This is a genomic window from uncultured Catenibacterium sp., from assembly GCF_900540665.1.
Lineage (GTDB): Bacteria > Bacillota_I > Bacilli_A > Erysipelotrichales > Coprobacillaceae > Catenibacterium.
The window spans coordinates 56,579-72,466 of record NZ_UQGV01000003.1 but is presented as its reverse complement, the minus strand read 5'-3'; the positions used below and the strand labels follow the sequence as shown (position 1 = coordinate 72,466).

The window sequence follows — 15,888 nt, the reverse complement described above, 5'->3', positions numbered from 1 at the left end:
GATTATACAAAAAAAAAGAGGAATAGACCGTATTATGTTGATTACGGAAAGAGAATTTCCTGCTTATTACTTTTATCAGAAAAATGGCTTTAAAGAACAATCATCACAGGTTATCTTCATGAAAGAGTATTAAAAATACAGGTGTGTACTTTTATGTACGCACTTTTTTGTCTTAAAAAACGTATAATTTTATCTTTTGATAACAAAATACGCCCTATAAATTCCATATAATTACTATCATTTGTAAAATGAAAGCGCTATAATAGTAGTGGTTAAAATGTATTGTAAGGAGATTGATAATATGAAACTATTAGAACCAATTAAAGTAGGTCCAATCACATTGAAAAACCGTATCATGTTCCCACCAATGACAACTGGTTATGAAGAACGTGATGGTTCAATTTCTAAACAGAGCTTCAACTTCTATAAACGTATTGCAGAAGGTGGCGTATCTTATATCGTACTTGGAGACGTAGCACCAGTAAATACTGTTTCTCCAACACCAAAATTATTTAAGGATGAACAGATTCCAGCTTATAAAGAATTAGCTGATGCATTACATAAATTTGATTGTAAATTAGGTATTCAGATTTTCCATCCTGAATATGATGTTCAGGCTCTAGCTGAAATGTTTAAGAAAGGTGATATGCAGGCAGCACGTGCTAAATTACATCATGATATGCTTCATTTCACTGATGAAGTCACTCCAGAAGCATTAGATACAATTCTTACTCAGATGGGTGAATGTGTAAGACGTGCTTATGAAGCAGGTGTTGACGTAGTAGAAGTTCATGGAGACCGTTTAGTAGGTGCTTTATGTTCTACAGTATTAAACCATCGTACTGATGAGTATGGAGGAAGCTTCGAAAATAGAACACGCTTCGCTTTACAGGTAGTAGAAAGCATTAAGAAGCATGCACCTCATATCTGTATTGATTACAAACTTCCAATTATCACTGATAACCCATTAAGAGGTAAAGGTGGATTAAAGATTGATGAAGCTGTAGAGTTTGCAAAGAAACTTGAAGAAGCAGGCGTTAATATGATCCATGTTGGACAGGCTAACCATACTGGTAATCTTAATGATACTATTCCAGCAATGGGTACTCAGCCATATTGCTTCATGCAGTCATATACTAAGAGAGTTAAAGATGCTGTAAGTATTCCAGTATCTGCGGTAGGACGTATCGTTACTCCACAGAATGGTGAAGCATTAATTGAAAATGGTGTATGTGATATCGTAGGTTATGGACGTTCATTATTAGCTGATCCTGATTATGTTAAAAAGATTGAAGATGGACAGCCATGCAGAATCCGTTTATGCATGATGTGTAATAAGGGATGTACAGACTCTATCCAGAACAGAAAGTTCTTAAGCTGTGTCCTTAACGCAGAAAATGGTTATGAATATGAAAGAACAATTACACCTGCTGATACTAAGAAGAAGGTTGTTATTGTAGGTGCAGGACCTGCAGGTTTAGAAGCTGCGAGAGTTGCTGCAGTGAAGGGTCATGATGTTATTGTTTATGACAAGGATACTCAAGTAGGCGGACAGTTAAATATTGCTTCTGTACCACCTAGAAAAGAAGAAATGAATCGTGCTATTCATTATCTAGCAAATGAAGTAAAAGTATTAGGCGTTGATTTACGCTTAGGTAAAGCTGTTACTAGCGAAGATATCTTAGCTGATCAGCCTGATGAAGTAATTGTTGCAACAGGTGCTTCTAACTTCATCTTAAATATCCCAGGTAAGGATATGCCTCATGTACAGGATGCTTGGAAGGTACTTTCTAATGAACAGTTCCCAGCAGGAAGAATCGTTGTCATCGGTGGTGGATTAGTAGGTGCTGAAACAGCTGAATATCTTGCACTTAGAGGTAATGATGTAAGTATCGTAGAAATGATGGATACTATTGCGAAAGAAGAATCAACTACAATTCGTCCAGAAATGATGGCTGATTTTGAAAAGCATGGTGTTAAACAGTTCACTAATACTAAGGTAACAGAAATCACTGCAACTACAGTTGAAGCAGAAACTGCAGAAGGTAAAGTTTCTCTTCCGTGTGATTATGTAGTATTTGCAGTAGGTGCTCGTTCTAATGCATTTGATACAGCTGCATTAGAAGAAAAGAACATCCATGTGCAGACAATCGGTGATGCAAACAGGGTTGCAGACATCAATTCAGCAATTGAATCTGGTTATCTTGCAGCAAACGCATTATAAGATGCTTAAGACAGGCGGTGCCTGTCTTTTTGTGTTATAATAACTTTCTCAAGGAGGAGATTATGGCGCATGTTCCAACATATCTAGCGATAGATATTAAATCATTTTACGCATCTGTAGAATGTCAAGAAAGAGGACTCGATCCACTAGACACCAATCTCGTTGTTGCGGATGCCTCACGTACAGAAAAAACCATATGCCTTGCCGTCTCACCAAGTCTGAAATCCTATGGATTACCTGGTCGTGCAAGACTGTTTGAAGTTATCGCTAAACTTAAACAACTTAATCGTCAAAGAGAACCATTGGATGGTCGTTCATTTCTTGCCTCAAATCTAGATAAAAATAAACATAAAGCAATAGATTATATTATTGCGAAACCTCGTATGTCTCTCTATCTTAATTATTCGACACGCATTTATTCAATATATTTAAAGTATTTCTCGCCCGATGATATTCATGTCTATTCTATTGATGAAGTCTTTATCGATGCAACACATTATCTTGATACTTATGAATTAGATGCCTTTCATCTTGTTCAGAACATTATTCACGATATATATAAAGAAGTAGGTATTACAGTGACAGCAGGTATAGGAACGAATCTTTACTTAGCTAAAGTGGCTATGGATATAGTAGCCAAGCATAAAGAGCCGGATGAAAAAGGGGCTCGTATTGCATATTTAAACACATATGGCTACAGAAAACTTTTATGGTCTCATACGCCTTTGACTGACTTCTGGAGAGTCGGTAAGGGTATTTCTACTAAACTGAACAATATAGGGTTATACACAATGGGAGATATCGCAAGATGCTCATTAGAAGATGAAGAAAAGCTCTACAATCTATTTGGTGTCAATGCAGAATTACTCATCGATCATGCCTGGGGATGGGAACCTTGCACAATGGCAGCTATTAAAGCTTACAAGGCACCTTCTAAAAGTATTGGGACAGGGCAGGTATTATCATGTGCCTATGATTATAGGAAGACAGAAATCATTCTCAAAGAAATGATTGAATCCTTAAGTTTAGATCTATTTGAAAAGCATCTTGTCACAAACAAACTTGTTCTTACAATTGGATATGATATAGAAAACATGAAAGACTATCATGGAGAAATCATGGAGGATCGTTATGGAAGGAAACTTCCAAAACATCTACATGGAACAATTCATCTAGATAGATATACATCTTCTTATAAGCTCATGTGCGATGCCTTATTACGTTTCTATCATTCACATATTAATCATGCACTTACAATTAGAAGAATCCAACTCAATGCTTCGCAGGTAAGAAGTGATGATGATATTCCTGTAACTTATAAGCAGCTTTCTTTATTTGATGAAGAAAAGATAGAGGTGGATTTATCTAAAGAAAAGAAACTGCAGGGTGTAACACTTGATATTAAGAAGAAATACGGCAAGAACGCATTACTTAAAGGGGCTGATCTTCAGGAAGGCGCGACAACTAGAGAAAGAAACAAGATGATAGGAGGACATAATGCATGAATTACGACGATATAATCAATATGAAACATCCTACTTCTCCTAATCATCCTAGAATGCCAATGAATAATAGAGCGGCTCAGTTTGCACCTTTTGCGGCTCTTAAAACACATGTAGATAAAATTAGTGAAGCTAGCAGACTTACAACTCAAAAACGCATCTTAGATGAAGACCAAAGACAGATATTAAATAGAGTACTTAGTGATCTGCTTATTCACAAAAAAGAACATCCCTTTATTACAATAGATTACTTTGTAGAAGATGAATATAAAGAGGGTGGTTCTTATATGACTGTAAGAGGACAATTTAAAGATATAGACGAAATAAATAAAAAGGTAATTCTATTAGATAAAACATTAATTCCAATTGGAAATATCTATCGTATAAGTAGTTCGTTGATGAAAGAGCAGGACTGATTCTTTTCAGTCTTTTTAATTGTCTAGCACTCAAATGTTGACAATGCTAAAAAAGGTGTGTATACTGTCTTTAGCATTTAAAATACTAGAGTGCTAAAGGAGCGTATAAAAAATGTCAGATAAGAAAGAATTTAAAGCAGAGTCTAAAAGACTACTCGATTTAATGATTAATTCTATTTATACTCATAAGGAAATCTTCTTAAGAGAATTGATTTCAAATGCAAGTGATGCAAGTGATAAGCTTTACTATAAAGCATTACAGGAAAATATTACAGGTTTCTCTAGAGAAGATATGGCAATCAACCTCATTGCTGATAAAGAAAATAGAACTCTTACAATTGCCGATGAAGGTATCGGTATGAATAAGGAAGAACTAGAAGAACATTTAGGTACTATCGCTAATTCTGGTTCTTATGAATTCAAGAATGCCTTAGAAAAAGGTGTAAGCGATGTTGATATCATTGGTCAGTTTGGTGTAGGTTTCTATAGTGCCTTCATGGTTGCTGATGAAGTAGAAGTTTATTCTAAGAAATATGGTGAAGATAAAGCTTATTTATGGAAGAGCGATACAAGTGATGGCTATACTGTTGAAGAAGTAGAAAAGGCAGAACATGGTACTACAATCATTCTTCACTTAAAGAAGGATACAGAGGAAGAAGATTATAGTAAGTATCTTGATCAGTATGAAATCGAAAGACTTGTTAAGAAATATTCAGATTACGTTCATTACCCAATCAAGATGGATGTTACTACTTCTAGAAAAAAGGAAGATAGTGATGAATATGAAGATGTTGTAGAAAACAAGACTTTAAACTCACAGGTTCCTTTATGGAAGCGTCAGAAGAAAGATATCACAAAAGAAGAATATGATGAATTCTACAAAGCTAAATTCAATGATTTTGAAGCGCCTCAGAGAGTCATGCACAATGTTGTAGAAGGTGCTGTTTCTTATACATCATTGCTATTTATCCCATCTAAAACACCTATGAATTACTATTCACAGGATTATAAGAAAGGGTTACAGCTTTATTCTCGTGGGGTCTTCATCATGGATCATGCAGAAGATCTAGTGCCTGAACATTTTAGATTTGTAAAAGGTCTTGTTGATTCACAGGATTTAAACTTGAACATCTCTCGTGAAATGTTACAGCACGATAGAAAGATGAAGGTTATTGCAAATAAGATTGAAAAACGTATCCAGACTGAGCTTGAGAAGATGCTTAAAAATGAACGTGATGAATATATTACATTCTTTAAGAATTTCGGTATGCAGTTAAAGTTTGGTGTTTATAACAGTTATGGCATGTTGAAAGACAAACTTCAGGATTTATTGATGTTCTATTCATCTGATAAGAAAGAACTTATTACTTTAAAGGAATATGTAGAAGCTATGCCTGAAGACCAGAAGGAAATCTATTATGCTTCTGGTGAAACAGTAGAAAAATGTGATTTATTACCACAGGTAGAAGCTGTTAAGTCTAAAGGCTATGATGTTCTTTATATGACTGATAATGTGGATGAATTCTGCTTACAGATGATGAGAGATTATGATTCTAAGACATTCAAGAATGTCACTCAAGGTGATTTAGACTTAGAAACAGAAGATGAAAAGAAAGAACTTGAACAGAAGACTGAAGACAATAAGCCATTACTTGAAATCGTTAAGAAGGCTTTAGGTGATAAGGTACAGGATGTTAAGTTATCTCATCGTTTAAAATCTCATCCAGTATGTCTAGCAAGTGGTGATGGTGTTTCATTTGAAATGGAAAAAGTGTTAAACCAGATGCCAGATGCACAGGGTATCAAAGCAGGAAGAATTCTTGAAATCAATCCGGATCATGATTTATTTAAATCATTACAGTCTGTTTATGAAAAAGAACCTGTAAAGATTGATGAATATGCATCTATCCTATTTGATCAGGCATTACTTATTGCTGGATTCTCTATTGATGATCCAGTAGATTTCTCTAATAAGATTACAAAGCTTATGATTGAGGCTTCTAAATAACAATTTGATTTGATATAATGAGAGCAGAAAAGAGGGATTTTTATGAAATTATTCTTATCTGCTCTTTGTTTATGTGCGAGCGGGTTATTAATATTTGTTTCTTATAAATTGATTTATGCTTATACAATGATTGATCAGTTTCATGCTGCATCATTAAAATGGATTCAAGCACTCAAAGAGAAGGATGAAGACTTAGAAAACATCCAGATGATCTTGTCTCAATATGAAAAACCAATTAATTTTACTTATAAAGTTTTTCATAAAATACACTCTTTTGTGAAATAAATCTTTCGAAGTTTGCGATTAACATAAATATATATTGAAAATGTAGTTTATACATAAAAACATCAAAAATATCATTTTTCTTGTTGACAATTAAAATCGTCTGATTATAATAAGACACATACATAAGAAAACTCAATGACAAAGAGAGTAGTTTAACTGGAAATCGCAGCGAGCTGATGCAGGTGAGAGATCAGCATGGAAGGTTGAATGAACCGCACTTTTGAGAGGATAATCTAAATACATAGGATTATCGGTATTCCGCCTTAAGGATAAGAGAGGATTTAGGAATAAATCAAGAAGAGTGGTACCGCGTTAATTGACGTCTCTTGCGAAAGCAAGAGGCGTTTTTGTTTTCTTAATATTAAAAAAGGAAGGGCATATTTATGAAAAAATTATTAAGCGTAGTATTAGTTATGTTACTTGCTGTTGGAATGACTGGCTGTGGATCATCATCTAATGGTAAAACTGAATTATTAATTGGAGTATCTCCAGACTATCCACCATATGAATCTTATAACAATAAGAAAGAAGTAGTTGGATTCGACGTTGATATGACTAAGGAATTAGTTAAGATCATGAATAAGAATGGTGGTAATTATTCTTACAAATTTAAGGCTTTAAGCTTTGATGCTATTTCATCTTCAATCACTTCTGATCAGGTTGATTTAGGTATTTCTGGTTTCACTTATCATAAAGAATGGAAAAATATTCTTTGGTCTCATGCATATAACACTTCTGAACAGATTGCTTTAGTAAAAGGTGATTCTACTTTCTCAAAAGTGTCTGATCTTGAAGGCAAGAAGATCGGTGCTCAGTTAGGTGCAACTGGTGTAGATGCTGCTAAGAGCGTTAAGGGTGCTACTGTTACAACTGTTAAAGATGCTAAAATCTTAGTAGAAACTTTAAAGTCTGGTGGATTAGATGCAGTTGTTCTTGATGGTGCAGTTGCTGAAAACTATGCTAAGAATGCTGGTTTAAAGATGATTGATGAACCATTAATCAAAGAAGAAAACATGATTATCACTAAAAAGAGTAACGACAAGTTAATGAAAGACGTCAACAAAGCAGTTGATGAATTTGTTAAATCAGATAAATACAAAGAATTAAAAACTAAATGGGGTTGCTAATTTAGTGAATATAAGTGCAGACATGTTCTGTCTGCACTTAATTTTTTATTATAAAGGAGTCAATGCGAATGAAAACAATTATGGATATTCTTACGCCGTCTAATATTCAATTCATGATTTTCACTGGCGCAAAGTATTCTCTATTACTTGCAATAGGGGCTTTGTTCTTTGGTGTTATTCTTGGAATTATTGGAGCGGCTTTAAAACTTTCTAAACATTTTGTATTAAGAGCCATTGGTAATGTATATGTAGAAATCTTCCGTGGCACACCAATGCTATTACAGATTATGTTCTTATACCTTGCAGTACCTACTGTTGTTCAGTCTATTACAGGACAAAGATTCCAGGCTGATCCATATGTATGTGGTTTAATAGCTATGAGCTTAAATAGTGGTGCATATCAGGTAGAATTAATCAGATCTGGTATTTTAGGTGTTGATAAAGGCCAGTGGGAAGCATGTGAAACAATTGGTTTAAATTATGTTCAGACTATGCGTTATGTTATCTTGCCACAGGCATTTAAACGTATTATTCCACCACTAATTAGTGAGTTTATTACATTGATCAAGGACTCATCACTTATTTTCACAATTGGTGCAGTAGAACTACTTGCCACTGCAAGTGTTATTGGTGCCAATACATTTAATTATCTTGTACCTTTAACTGCAACAGGTGCCATCTATTTAGTAATGACACTTTGTATTTCAGCCATCGCAAGATATGTAGAAGGGAGATTAGCTGTCAGTGACTAACGATATCATGATCCAGGTGGATCACATTACAAAAAAATTTGGTAAATTAAAAGCTGTAGATGATGTATCTCTTACTTTAAAGAAGGGTGAAATTGTCTGCCTTATTGGACCTTCAGGTAGTGGTAAAAGTACAGTCTTAAGATGTATTGACCATTTAGAAAAGCCTGAGGCAGGTTCTATCTATATTGATGGTGAACCTTTAAAAGAAGGAACACCTGAATATAATAAGTTAAGAAGTAAAATGGGATTCGTATTCCAGCACTTCAACTTATTCCCTAATATGACTGTATTAGAAAATCTTACTCTAGCACCACTAAAGGTTATGGGTATGACTGAAGAAGAAGCCAATGCTGTAGCTATCAAGTACTTACAGAAAGTAGGTCTTGAAGATAAGAAGGATACTTATCCTAATAAGTTATCTGGTGGTCAGAAACAGAGAGTTGCAATTGCTAGATCTCTTTGCTTAAATCCAGAAGTTATGCTATTTGATGAACCTACAAGTGCATTAGACCCAGAAATGGTTATTGAAGTATTAGAAGTTATGCAGGATCTTGCTAAACAGGGTATGACTATGATGGTTGTTACTCATGAAATGGGATTCGCTAGAACTGTTGCAGATCGTGTTATTTTCTTAGAAAATGGAAAAATTGTAGAAGAAAATGATTCAGAAACTTTCTTCTCTCATCCCGAAAGTGATAGAGCGAGAGATTTCTTATCTAAGGTTATGCATTAATAGATAAAGGAGAAAGAAGACGTGTATTTAAAGGAATTTGATGTAGAAACATGGATGACGAACCATGAACAAAATTGTCAATACAATTTAGCTGATACATGTGTATCAGATATGTCCATTCATGAATTAGAATCCCTGATTCACAAAGATCTTATGGGAGATCTTATGCATATGCGTATGGATTATGGACCTATTACTGGCTCTGATTCTTTAAAGGATGCGATTCTTTCTTTATATAAGACAGGAACAAGAGATAATATTGCAGTCGCTCATGGGGCAATTAATGCCAATGAACATGTGATGGATACTTTACTCAATAAAGGAGACCATATCATTGCATTAACACCTTCCTATGAACAGTTCTATTCTTATCCAGCATCTTTAGGATGTGATTATGACTTAGTAGAACTTGATGAAGATAATAACTGGGAACTTGTCATAGAAGATTTTAAGAAGCTTATTAAGCCTGAAACAAAGATGTTTATATTAAATAGTCCTAATAATCCTACGGGTACTGTAATTAAACAATCTTTGATGGAAGAATTAATTGAGCTTGCAAGAAGTCATTCTATTTATATTCTTGTGGATGAAATCTATCGTGGTATGAATAATACTCTATGTGATAGTATTTCTGATATGTATGAATTAGGTATTGCGACAGCCTCTTTATCTAAAGTCTATTCCTTTGCAGGTCTTAGACTGGGATGGATCAAGGGGCCTAAAGAACTCATTGATGAAATCAATTTTAGAAGAGATTATACAATAATCTCTACTGGTCCATGGAATGATTATTTAGCTACTGTTGTATTAGAAAATAAAGATCTAATACTTGATAGAAGCAGACATATCATTGTTGAAAACAAAAGAATATTAAAAGAATGGCTTGAAAAAGAAAACCTTGTAGAATGTGTTATACCAGAAGATGGTACTGTATGTTTCTTACATTATTTATTTGATATGCCCTCAAAAGAATTATGTGAGAAATTACAGAATGACACAGGTGTATTCTTTGTGCCAGGTATGGCATTTAATAGGGAATATCATTTACGTTTTGGTTTTACTTCAGATTCAAAAATAATCAAGGAAGGATTAGAAACATTCTCTTCCTGGATACATTCGCATATTAAAGAAGCATATTAAGTGCTTCTTTTTTATTATGTGCAAATCATTTGCATATTCATTGACTTAGAAACGAGAATCATTATAATACAATATGCAAATCATTTGCATCGGAGGCATTCTATGAAACAATATCGTACTAAATATAAAGATGTTATTATTGACTATATGAAAAAGAATGAAGATCATCGTTTATGTGCTAAGGATATCTATCAAGCATTAGTTGATAAAGGATTAAATGTGAATCTAGTGACAGTTTATCGTAATTTAGATAAATTATCACAGCAGGGATTATTACAGAAGCATACACTTTCAGATGAAGACTGTGTTTATTATCAATATGCCAGAGAAGAAAAGTGCAATCATCATCTTCATTTATTATGCAAGAGATGTGGGAAAATTGCTCATCTAGACTGTGATTTGATGGATATCATTCGTACTCATTTACTAGAAGATCATGGCTTTGAGATTGATTGTAAGGATTCTACAATTGTAGGATTATGTAAAAATTGCAGGGAGACTACTCGTGTTTAAAAAGATTAGTTTATTGATTCTCTCTTTATTATTGATGACAGGCTGTGCAACGTCGACTAAAAAGAAATCCTTTAATATCGTTGTCACTAATTTTCCTTGTTATGATTTTGTTCGTGCAATTACTAAAAATGATCCAGATGTCTCTATAAAGATGCTTATTAAACCAGGAATGGACTCTCATTCCTATGAACCAACACCTCAGGATATGGTTGCTATTAAAGAGAGTGATCTATTCTTCTATGTAGGAGGAGAATCAGATGAGTGGGTAGATAGTCTGCTTGCAGATATGAATCCTAATAGAATTGTAAAGATGCTTGACCTTGTTTCAAATCTTCAGCTTGAAGAACATGTTGAAGGCATGCAGGAAGAAAAACACGAGGAACATGAAGAGCATGAAGAATATGATGAACATGTCTGGACAAGTCCTAAAAATGCAATGGTGATTGTCGAAGGCTTAAACAAAAGAATGTGTGCCTTGGATCAAAATCATGCATCAAAGTTTAATAAGAATACTGAAAACTATATTGAACAGATTGCATCTGTTGATTATTCGTTTAAACAAGTAGTTAATAACGCGAAAAGAAAAGATATAGTTGTAGGAGATCGTTTTCCTTTGCTTTATTTTGCAAAAGAATATGGTCTTACATATAGTGCTGCATTCCCTGGATGTTCTGAACAGACCGAGCCAAGTGCATCAACAATTTCATACCTCATTGATAAGGTCAAGAGGGATCACAATCCTGTTATATTTAAAATCGAATTATCCAATGGACAGATAGCACGTACGATTTCTGAAGAAACAGGCACAAAAGTACTCACTATTCAAAGCATGCACAATGTGAGTGCTGAAGATTTTAATAATGGTGAAACATATGTTTCAATCATGCGTAAAAACGTAAAGGCAGTAAAGGAGGCACTTCAATGAAGACACTTATAAAAGTAGATCATTTACATCTAGGTTATGACAATCAAGAAGTAATCAATGATTTATCTTTTGATATACAACAAGGTGATTTTATTACAGTGTTAGGACAAAATGGTGCAGGTAAAAGCACCCTTATTAAGGGGCTGCTTGGCCTTATCAAACCTATGGCAGGAGAAATCACTTATTATATGAATGAAAGAGAAATAGGTTATATGCCTCAGGAAACTAAGGTAGATCGCCATTTTCCTGCCTCTGTATATGAAATAGTATTATCCGGTGCATTAAATAGAGTAGGTTATCGACCATTCTTTAATAATAAAGAGAAGAAACTTGCAGTAGAGTGTCTAAAGACACTACATATAGAGAATTTAAAAAACAGTTCTTTTGGAGAATTATCAGGAGGACAAAGACAGAAGGTCTTACTCGCAAGAGCCCTCTGCGCTACAAGAGAATGTCTTGTTCTTGATGAACCTTCTAATAATTTAGACTATGATTCTAAAGAAGAATTCTATGCTGTCTTAAAAGAACTTCATCAAAAAGGTCTTACTATTATTATGATTACTCATGACTTAGCCTCACATGAAGTCATTGGCAACAAAATTCTTCATCTAGATAAAGATAACTATAGAATGGAGGAAGTAAAATAATGAGTACATTACTCCATATGTTCAACTATACATTTATTATTCGTGCATTTATTGTCGGTTTACTCATTTCATTATGTGCAGCGATGCTCGGCGTAAATCTTGTATTAAGAAAGAATGCGATGATCAGTGACGGTTTATCCCATGTCTCTTTTGGTAGCTTTGCGATTGCGACAGTACTTGGCGTAGCACCACTTTATTTAGCTGTGCCAGTCGCAATTATTGCAGCAGTGGCTATTCTTAAACTCAACAACAATCATCATATTCATGGTGATGGAGCGATTGCAGTTTTATCATCTAGTTCACTGGCTATTGGAATCATGGCTATCTCACTCACAAGTGGTGTCAACACAGATATCAATAACTACTTATTTGGTAGTATCCTCTCACTCAATAATCAGGATATGATAATTAGTATTGTATTGTCTTTGGTTGTATTAATACTCTATGTCTTCTCTTATCACAAGATGTTTGCTTTGACTTTTGATGAAGACTTTGCGAAAAGTACAGGTATTAACGTAGAATTCTACAACATCATTATTGCGATACTTTGCTCATTGACAATTGTACTTGGTATGCGTATGATGGGCGCATTACTTATTTCAAGTTTGACAATCTTCCCTTGTCTTACATCCATGTATTTCTGCAAGGATTTCAAACATGTTGTTATTTCATCGGCTATCCTTTCTTCTATTTGTTTTATTATTGGTTTATCTATTTCTTATCTCTATGCTGCTCCAACAGGTGCTTCTATTGTCATTGTGAATCTCGTTGTTTTATGTATGACACAGCTCATACATAATGTCAGTACAAAATAGTAATTAAGTCTTTTCATTATCTTATAATTCTTATATAATGGTTACTCGTGGGAGCTTAAGAATATGGAAATCGATTTATCAAAGCCGCTTCCTGATGAAGTTGTATTTATCCTTCGTTCTAAAGCCTATGAATTTCAGAAGGATGGCGTAGAAAAGATTGTTGCAAAAGATATTGAAGACTATCTAAGAAATGTCACATGGAGAAACAAAATAGCTCTTTCTTTTTGCGATATGATTGATGATATTATGTCTTTGCAATTTTCAACAATTTTTGAATATCTACAAGCTAAAGTCATTAAGGAAGCAGAAACTAAAAACTTAGCAGACTTTCAAAGTCTGATCATGAAATAACTCATTATTTCAAATAAAGGTGGCTTAACAGCCACTTTTTGATTAGAACACTTATTTTGACTTTTATGTCGATATTGATTAATATGGTAAGGTAGTTAATTTTTAAAGAGGTTATTTATGAAATATAAAACAATACAATTAAGCCATACAGAAGAAATTATGCAGAAATATGGTGTCAATTCTTTAATGGCTAAAGTAATAGAAAGTAAAAAATTAGATCAAAAACAATTTAAAGCCTTTATGGATCCTCATCTTATTTATCATGATTTTTCTTTGTTTGAAGAATCTAACGAAACACTTGAACGTATTGAAGAGGCCATAGAGAATAATGAAAAAATTTGCATTTATGGAGATTATGATTGTGATGGTATTCTTGCAACCACTATTCTTGTACAGGCTTTTCATGAACGTGGTGTAGAAGTAGGCTATCATATTCCAAATCGTTTTACAGATGGTTATGGACTCAATGCGACAAGAGTAGAGCAGATGGCAGAGAAGGGATATTCTTTGATTATTACTGTAGATAATGGAATCAAGGCATTTGATGCAGTAGAAAAAGCAGGAGAACTTGGTATGGATGTTATTATAACTGACCATCATGCGTTTGATGCTGAAGTACCTGTCGCTTATTCTATCATTCATACGAAGATGTCACCCCGTTATCCTTTTAAAGAAATATGTGGTGGTTTTGTAGCTTATAAGCTTGCGGCAGCTCTTTTAAAACATCATGATCCTTATTTATTTACTTTAGCGGCTATTACAACTATATCTGATATGATGCCACTATTAGATGAGAATAGAAGCCTGGTAAAACGTGGCTTACAATTCATGAAACAATATAAATACCCTGCATTAGAACTGTTAAAAGGAAACAGAGACTATGATGTGACAACCATTGGTTTTACAATAGCACCTCGTATTAATGCCTTTGGCCGCTTACCTGAACTCGTAAATCCGGTATGCCTAGTAAAGTACTTTTTAAAAGGAACAAATCCTTCCTACTTAGAAAAGGTATCAAATTATGCATCTAAAGTGAATTCTAAGAGACAATCTATGACGACTTCTTTATATAAGGAAGCAGTGACTGATACTACCTCACCTTGTTTATTCTATGGATCAGAAGATATGCATGAAGGATTAGTAGGACTTGTAGCTGGTAAGTACGCCAGAGAATATGAACAGCCGGCTTTTGTCATGCATTATGATTCTAAAAAAGAAATATATAAGGGTAGTGCAAGAGGAATTGATGGTTTCAATATCTATGATTTTTTTAAGCATCATGAAAATCTCTTTGTGCAATATGGTGGTCACGCGATGGCAGGTGGTTTCACTATCACGAAGTCAAACTATCCCTTAGTTTATGATGCTCTTGTCAACGACTTACAGGGCTGTCATTTTGAAGCGAGTGAATCAGTGATTCCTATTACTCTTGATGATACTACTATGCATAATGTAGAAACTTTGAGTTTACTTGCTCCTTATGGTGAAGAAAATAAAGCACCACTCTTTATTATGGAAGATGTATCATGTAGTAGAGTAGACCGTTTATCTGAAGGAAAACATTTAAAATTCCATTTAGGAGATGAACAAGTTTCTGCCCTTGCTTTTAATAAGGGACAGAAGTATGAGGAAGTTGTACATAAAGAGTCTATGACTTTGGTGGGTACTTTATCTATCAATGTCTTTAGAGGAAATAAGTCAATTAACTTTATTGTAGAAGAAATCTTATAATTCATGTAATCTGTAAGGATTTATTTTTGAATTTATACAGTTTTCATCATTTTGTGATGATATAATAATATACTGTATAGGAGGATTCGTTATGGATTTTAAACAGCATATTGCATCTATTCCAGGATTTCCAAAAGAAGGAATTATTTTTAGAGATGTAACACCTTTATTAGAAGACAAGGATGCATTCAAAGCTTGTATTGATGATTTAGCAGCACATGCAAAGGATTTAGGCGCTGACATCGTTGTTGGACCTGAATCAAGAGGATTCATCTTTGGATGTCCAGTGGCTTTAGAATTAGGATGTGGTTTTGTACCAATCAGAAAGCCCGGAAAATTACCAAGAGAAACAGTGAGCAAGAAGTATGATCTAGAATATGGATCAAATGAAATCTTCATGCATAAAGACAGCATTAAGCCAGGTATGAAAGTATTGATCGTTGATGATTTACTTGCTACTGGTGGAACTGTAGAAGCAGCAGCTGCACTTATTGAAGAAATGGGTGGAGAAGTTGTTGGTATGGAATTCGTTATTGAACTAGAAGAATTAAAAGCAACTGAAAAATTAAGTAAATACAATATTTATTCTCAGGTTAAATATTAATAGAAAACTCCTTTTCTGGAGTTTTTTTACTTAAATGAATTTAAATTTTTGAATAACATAAATAAATAGGAAATATCAGAATTAGTGAAGTGATATTTGTATTATTCCTTTCTTA

The 15,888-nt window shown here is 34.0% G+C and carries 16 protein-coding genes and 1 other annotated feature; all 16 genes read left to right on the top strand.

Annotated elements, in window-relative coordinates:
• Window positions 1–301: 301 nt before the first annotated feature.
• Window positions 302–2,224 (top strand): bilirubin reductase, long form, encoded by a 1,923-nt coding sequence (gene bilR, locus QZQ55_RS01260; protein ID WP_295088914.1) that lies wholly within the window; start codon window positions 302–304, stop codon window positions 2,222–2,224.
• Between the two features lie 62 nt (window positions 2,225–2,286).
• Window positions 2,287–3,729 carry a DNA methylase gene (locus QZQ55_RS01255; protein WP_295088911.1) on the top strand — a complete coding sequence of 481 codons (1,443 nt, stop codon included), beginning with the start codon at window positions 2,287–2,289 and terminating at the stop codon, window positions 3,727–3,729.
• Window positions 3,726–4,142, top strand: coding sequence for a hypothetical protein (locus QZQ55_RS01250; protein ID WP_295088908.1), 417 nt, complete (start codon window positions 3,726–3,728; stop codon window positions 4,140–4,142). Before QZQ55_RS01255 ends, QZQ55_RS01250 begins: the two co-directional genes overlap by 4 nt.
• A 112-nt stretch (window positions 4,143–4,254) precedes the next feature.
• Window positions 4,255–6,150, top strand: coding sequence for a molecular chaperone HtpG (gene htpG / locus QZQ55_RS01245; RefSeq protein ID WP_295088905.1), 1,896 nt, complete (start codon window positions 4,255–4,257; stop codon window positions 6,148–6,150).
• Between the two features lie 42 nt (window positions 6,151–6,192).
• Window positions 6,193–6,435 (top strand): hypothetical protein, encoded by a 243-nt coding sequence (locus tag QZQ55_RS01240; protein ID WP_295088902.1) that lies wholly within the window; start codon window positions 6,193–6,195, stop codon window positions 6,433–6,435.
• A 126-nt stretch (window positions 6,436–6,561) separates the two neighbouring features.
• Window positions 6,562–6,765 (top strand) — a binding site (T-box leader).
• A gap of 53 nt (window positions 6,766–6,818) precedes the next feature.
• Complete coding sequence (locus QZQ55_RS01235) at window positions 6,819–7,562, top strand: transporter substrate-binding domain-containing protein (protein ID WP_295088899.1); 744 nt, start codon at window positions 6,819–6,821, stop codon at window positions 7,560–7,562.
• Window positions 7,563–7,630: 68 nt separating this feature from the next.
• On the top strand, window positions 7,631–8,314 hold the full coding sequence (locus QZQ55_RS01230; RefSeq protein ID WP_040389868.1) for an amino acid ABC transporter permease: 684 nt from the start codon (window positions 7,631–7,633) through the stop codon (window positions 8,312–8,314).
• Window positions 8,315–8,321: 7 nt separating this feature from the next.
• Window positions 8,322–9,047: an amino acid ABC transporter ATP-binding protein gene (locus QZQ55_RS01225; RefSeq protein ID WP_295088917.1), complete on the top strand. Its 726-nt coding sequence runs from the start codon at window positions 8,322–8,324 to the stop codon at window positions 9,045–9,047.
• 21 nt (window positions 9,048–9,068) lie between these two features.
• Entirely contained in the window at window positions 9,069–10,187 is a 1,119-nt protein-coding gene (locus tag QZQ55_RS01220) for an aminotransferase class I/II-fold pyridoxal phosphate-dependent enzyme (protein ID WP_295088896.1), read from the top strand.
• 102 nt (window positions 10,188–10,289) lie between these two features.
• Complete coding sequence (locus tag QZQ55_RS01215; protein ID WP_295088893.1) at window positions 10,290–10,700, top strand: Fur family transcriptional regulator; 411 nt, start codon at window positions 10,290–10,292, stop codon at window positions 10,698–10,700.
• Entirely contained in the window at window positions 10,693–11,625 is a 933-nt protein-coding gene (locus tag QZQ55_RS01210) for a metal ABC transporter substrate-binding protein (RefSeq protein WP_295088890.1), read from the top strand. Before QZQ55_RS01215 ends, QZQ55_RS01210 begins: the two co-directional genes overlap by 8 nt.
• Window positions 11,622–12,272 carry a metal ABC transporter ATP-binding protein gene (locus QZQ55_RS01205; protein ID WP_295088887.1) on the top strand — a complete coding sequence of 217 codons (651 nt, stop codon included), beginning with the start codon at window positions 11,622–11,624 and terminating at the stop codon, window positions 12,270–12,272. Before QZQ55_RS01210 ends, QZQ55_RS01205 begins: the two co-directional genes overlap by 4 nt.
• Window positions 12,272–13,087, top strand: coding sequence for a metal ABC transporter permease (locus QZQ55_RS01200; protein WP_295088884.1), 816 nt, complete (start codon window positions 12,272–12,274; stop codon window positions 13,085–13,087). The genes QZQ55_RS01205 and QZQ55_RS01200 overlap by 1 nt, the downstream gene beginning before the upstream one ends.
• Window positions 13,088–13,150: 63 nt before the next feature.
• Entirely contained in the window at window positions 13,151–13,438 is a 288-nt protein-coding gene (locus QZQ55_RS01195; RefSeq protein WP_295088881.1) for a post-transcriptional regulator, read from the top strand.
• A 117-nt stretch (window positions 13,439–13,555) separates the two neighbouring features.
• Window positions 13,556–15,169: a single-stranded-DNA-specific exonuclease RecJ gene (gene recJ, locus QZQ55_RS01190; protein ID WP_295088878.1), complete on the top strand. Its 1,614-nt coding sequence runs from the start codon at window positions 13,556–13,558 to the stop codon at window positions 15,167–15,169.
• Between the two features lie 91 nt (window positions 15,170–15,260).
• Entirely contained in the window at window positions 15,261–15,773 is a 513-nt protein-coding gene (locus QZQ55_RS01185) for an adenine phosphoribosyltransferase (RefSeq protein WP_040389871.1), read from the top strand.
• The last annotated feature ends 115 nt before the right edge of the window (window positions 15,774–15,888 follow it).

Excerpts from the sequence above, each read along its gene's own strand:
- bilR (WP_295088914.1), top strand. The coding sequence starts at position 302 with ATGAAACTATTAGAACCAATTAAAGTAGGTCCAATCACATTGAAAAAC.
- QZQ55_RS01255 (WP_295088911.1), top strand. The coding sequence starts at position 2,287 with ATGGCGCATGTTCCAACATATCTAGCGATAGATATTAAATCATTTTAC.
- QZQ55_RS01250 (WP_295088908.1), top strand. The coding sequence starts at position 3,726 with ATGAATTACGACGATATAATCAATATGAAACATCCTACTTCTCCTAAT.
- htpG (WP_295088905.1), top strand. The coding sequence starts at position 4,255 with ATGTCAGATAAGAAAGAATTTAAAGCAGAGTCTAAAAGACTACTCGAT.
- QZQ55_RS01240 (WP_295088902.1), top strand. The coding sequence starts at position 6,193 with ATGAAATTATTCTTATCTGCTCTTTGTTTATGTGCGAGCGGGTTATTA.
- QZQ55_RS01235 (WP_295088899.1), top strand. The coding sequence starts at position 6,819 with ATGAAAAAATTATTAAGCGTAGTATTAGTTATGTTACTTGCTGTTGGA.
- QZQ55_RS01230 (WP_040389868.1), top strand. The coding sequence starts at position 7,631 with ATGAAAACAATTATGGATATTCTTACGCCGTCTAATATTCAATTCATG.
- QZQ55_RS01225 (WP_295088917.1), top strand. The coding sequence starts at position 8,322 with ATGATCCAGGTGGATCACATTACAAAAAAATTTGGTAAATTAAAAGCT.
- QZQ55_RS01215 (WP_295088893.1), top strand. The coding sequence starts at position 10,290 with ATGAAACAATATCGTACTAAATATAAAGATGTTATTATTGACTATATG.
- QZQ55_RS01205 (WP_295088887.1), top strand. The coding sequence starts at position 11,622 with ATGAAGACACTTATAAAAGTAGATCATTTACATCTAGGTTATGACAAT.
- QZQ55_RS01200 (WP_295088884.1), top strand. The coding sequence starts at position 12,272 with ATGAGTACATTACTCCATATGTTCAACTATACATTTATTATTCGTGCA.
- QZQ55_RS01195 (WP_295088881.1), top strand. The coding sequence starts at position 13,151 with ATGGAAATCGATTTATCAAAGCCGCTTCCTGATGAAGTTGTATTTATC.
- recJ (WP_295088878.1), top strand. The coding sequence starts at position 13,556 with ATGAAATATAAAACAATACAATTAAGCCATACAGAAGAAATTATGCAG.
- QZQ55_RS01185 (WP_040389871.1), top strand. The coding sequence starts at position 15,261 with ATGGATTTTAAACAGCATATTGCATCTATTCCAGGATTTCCAAAAGAA.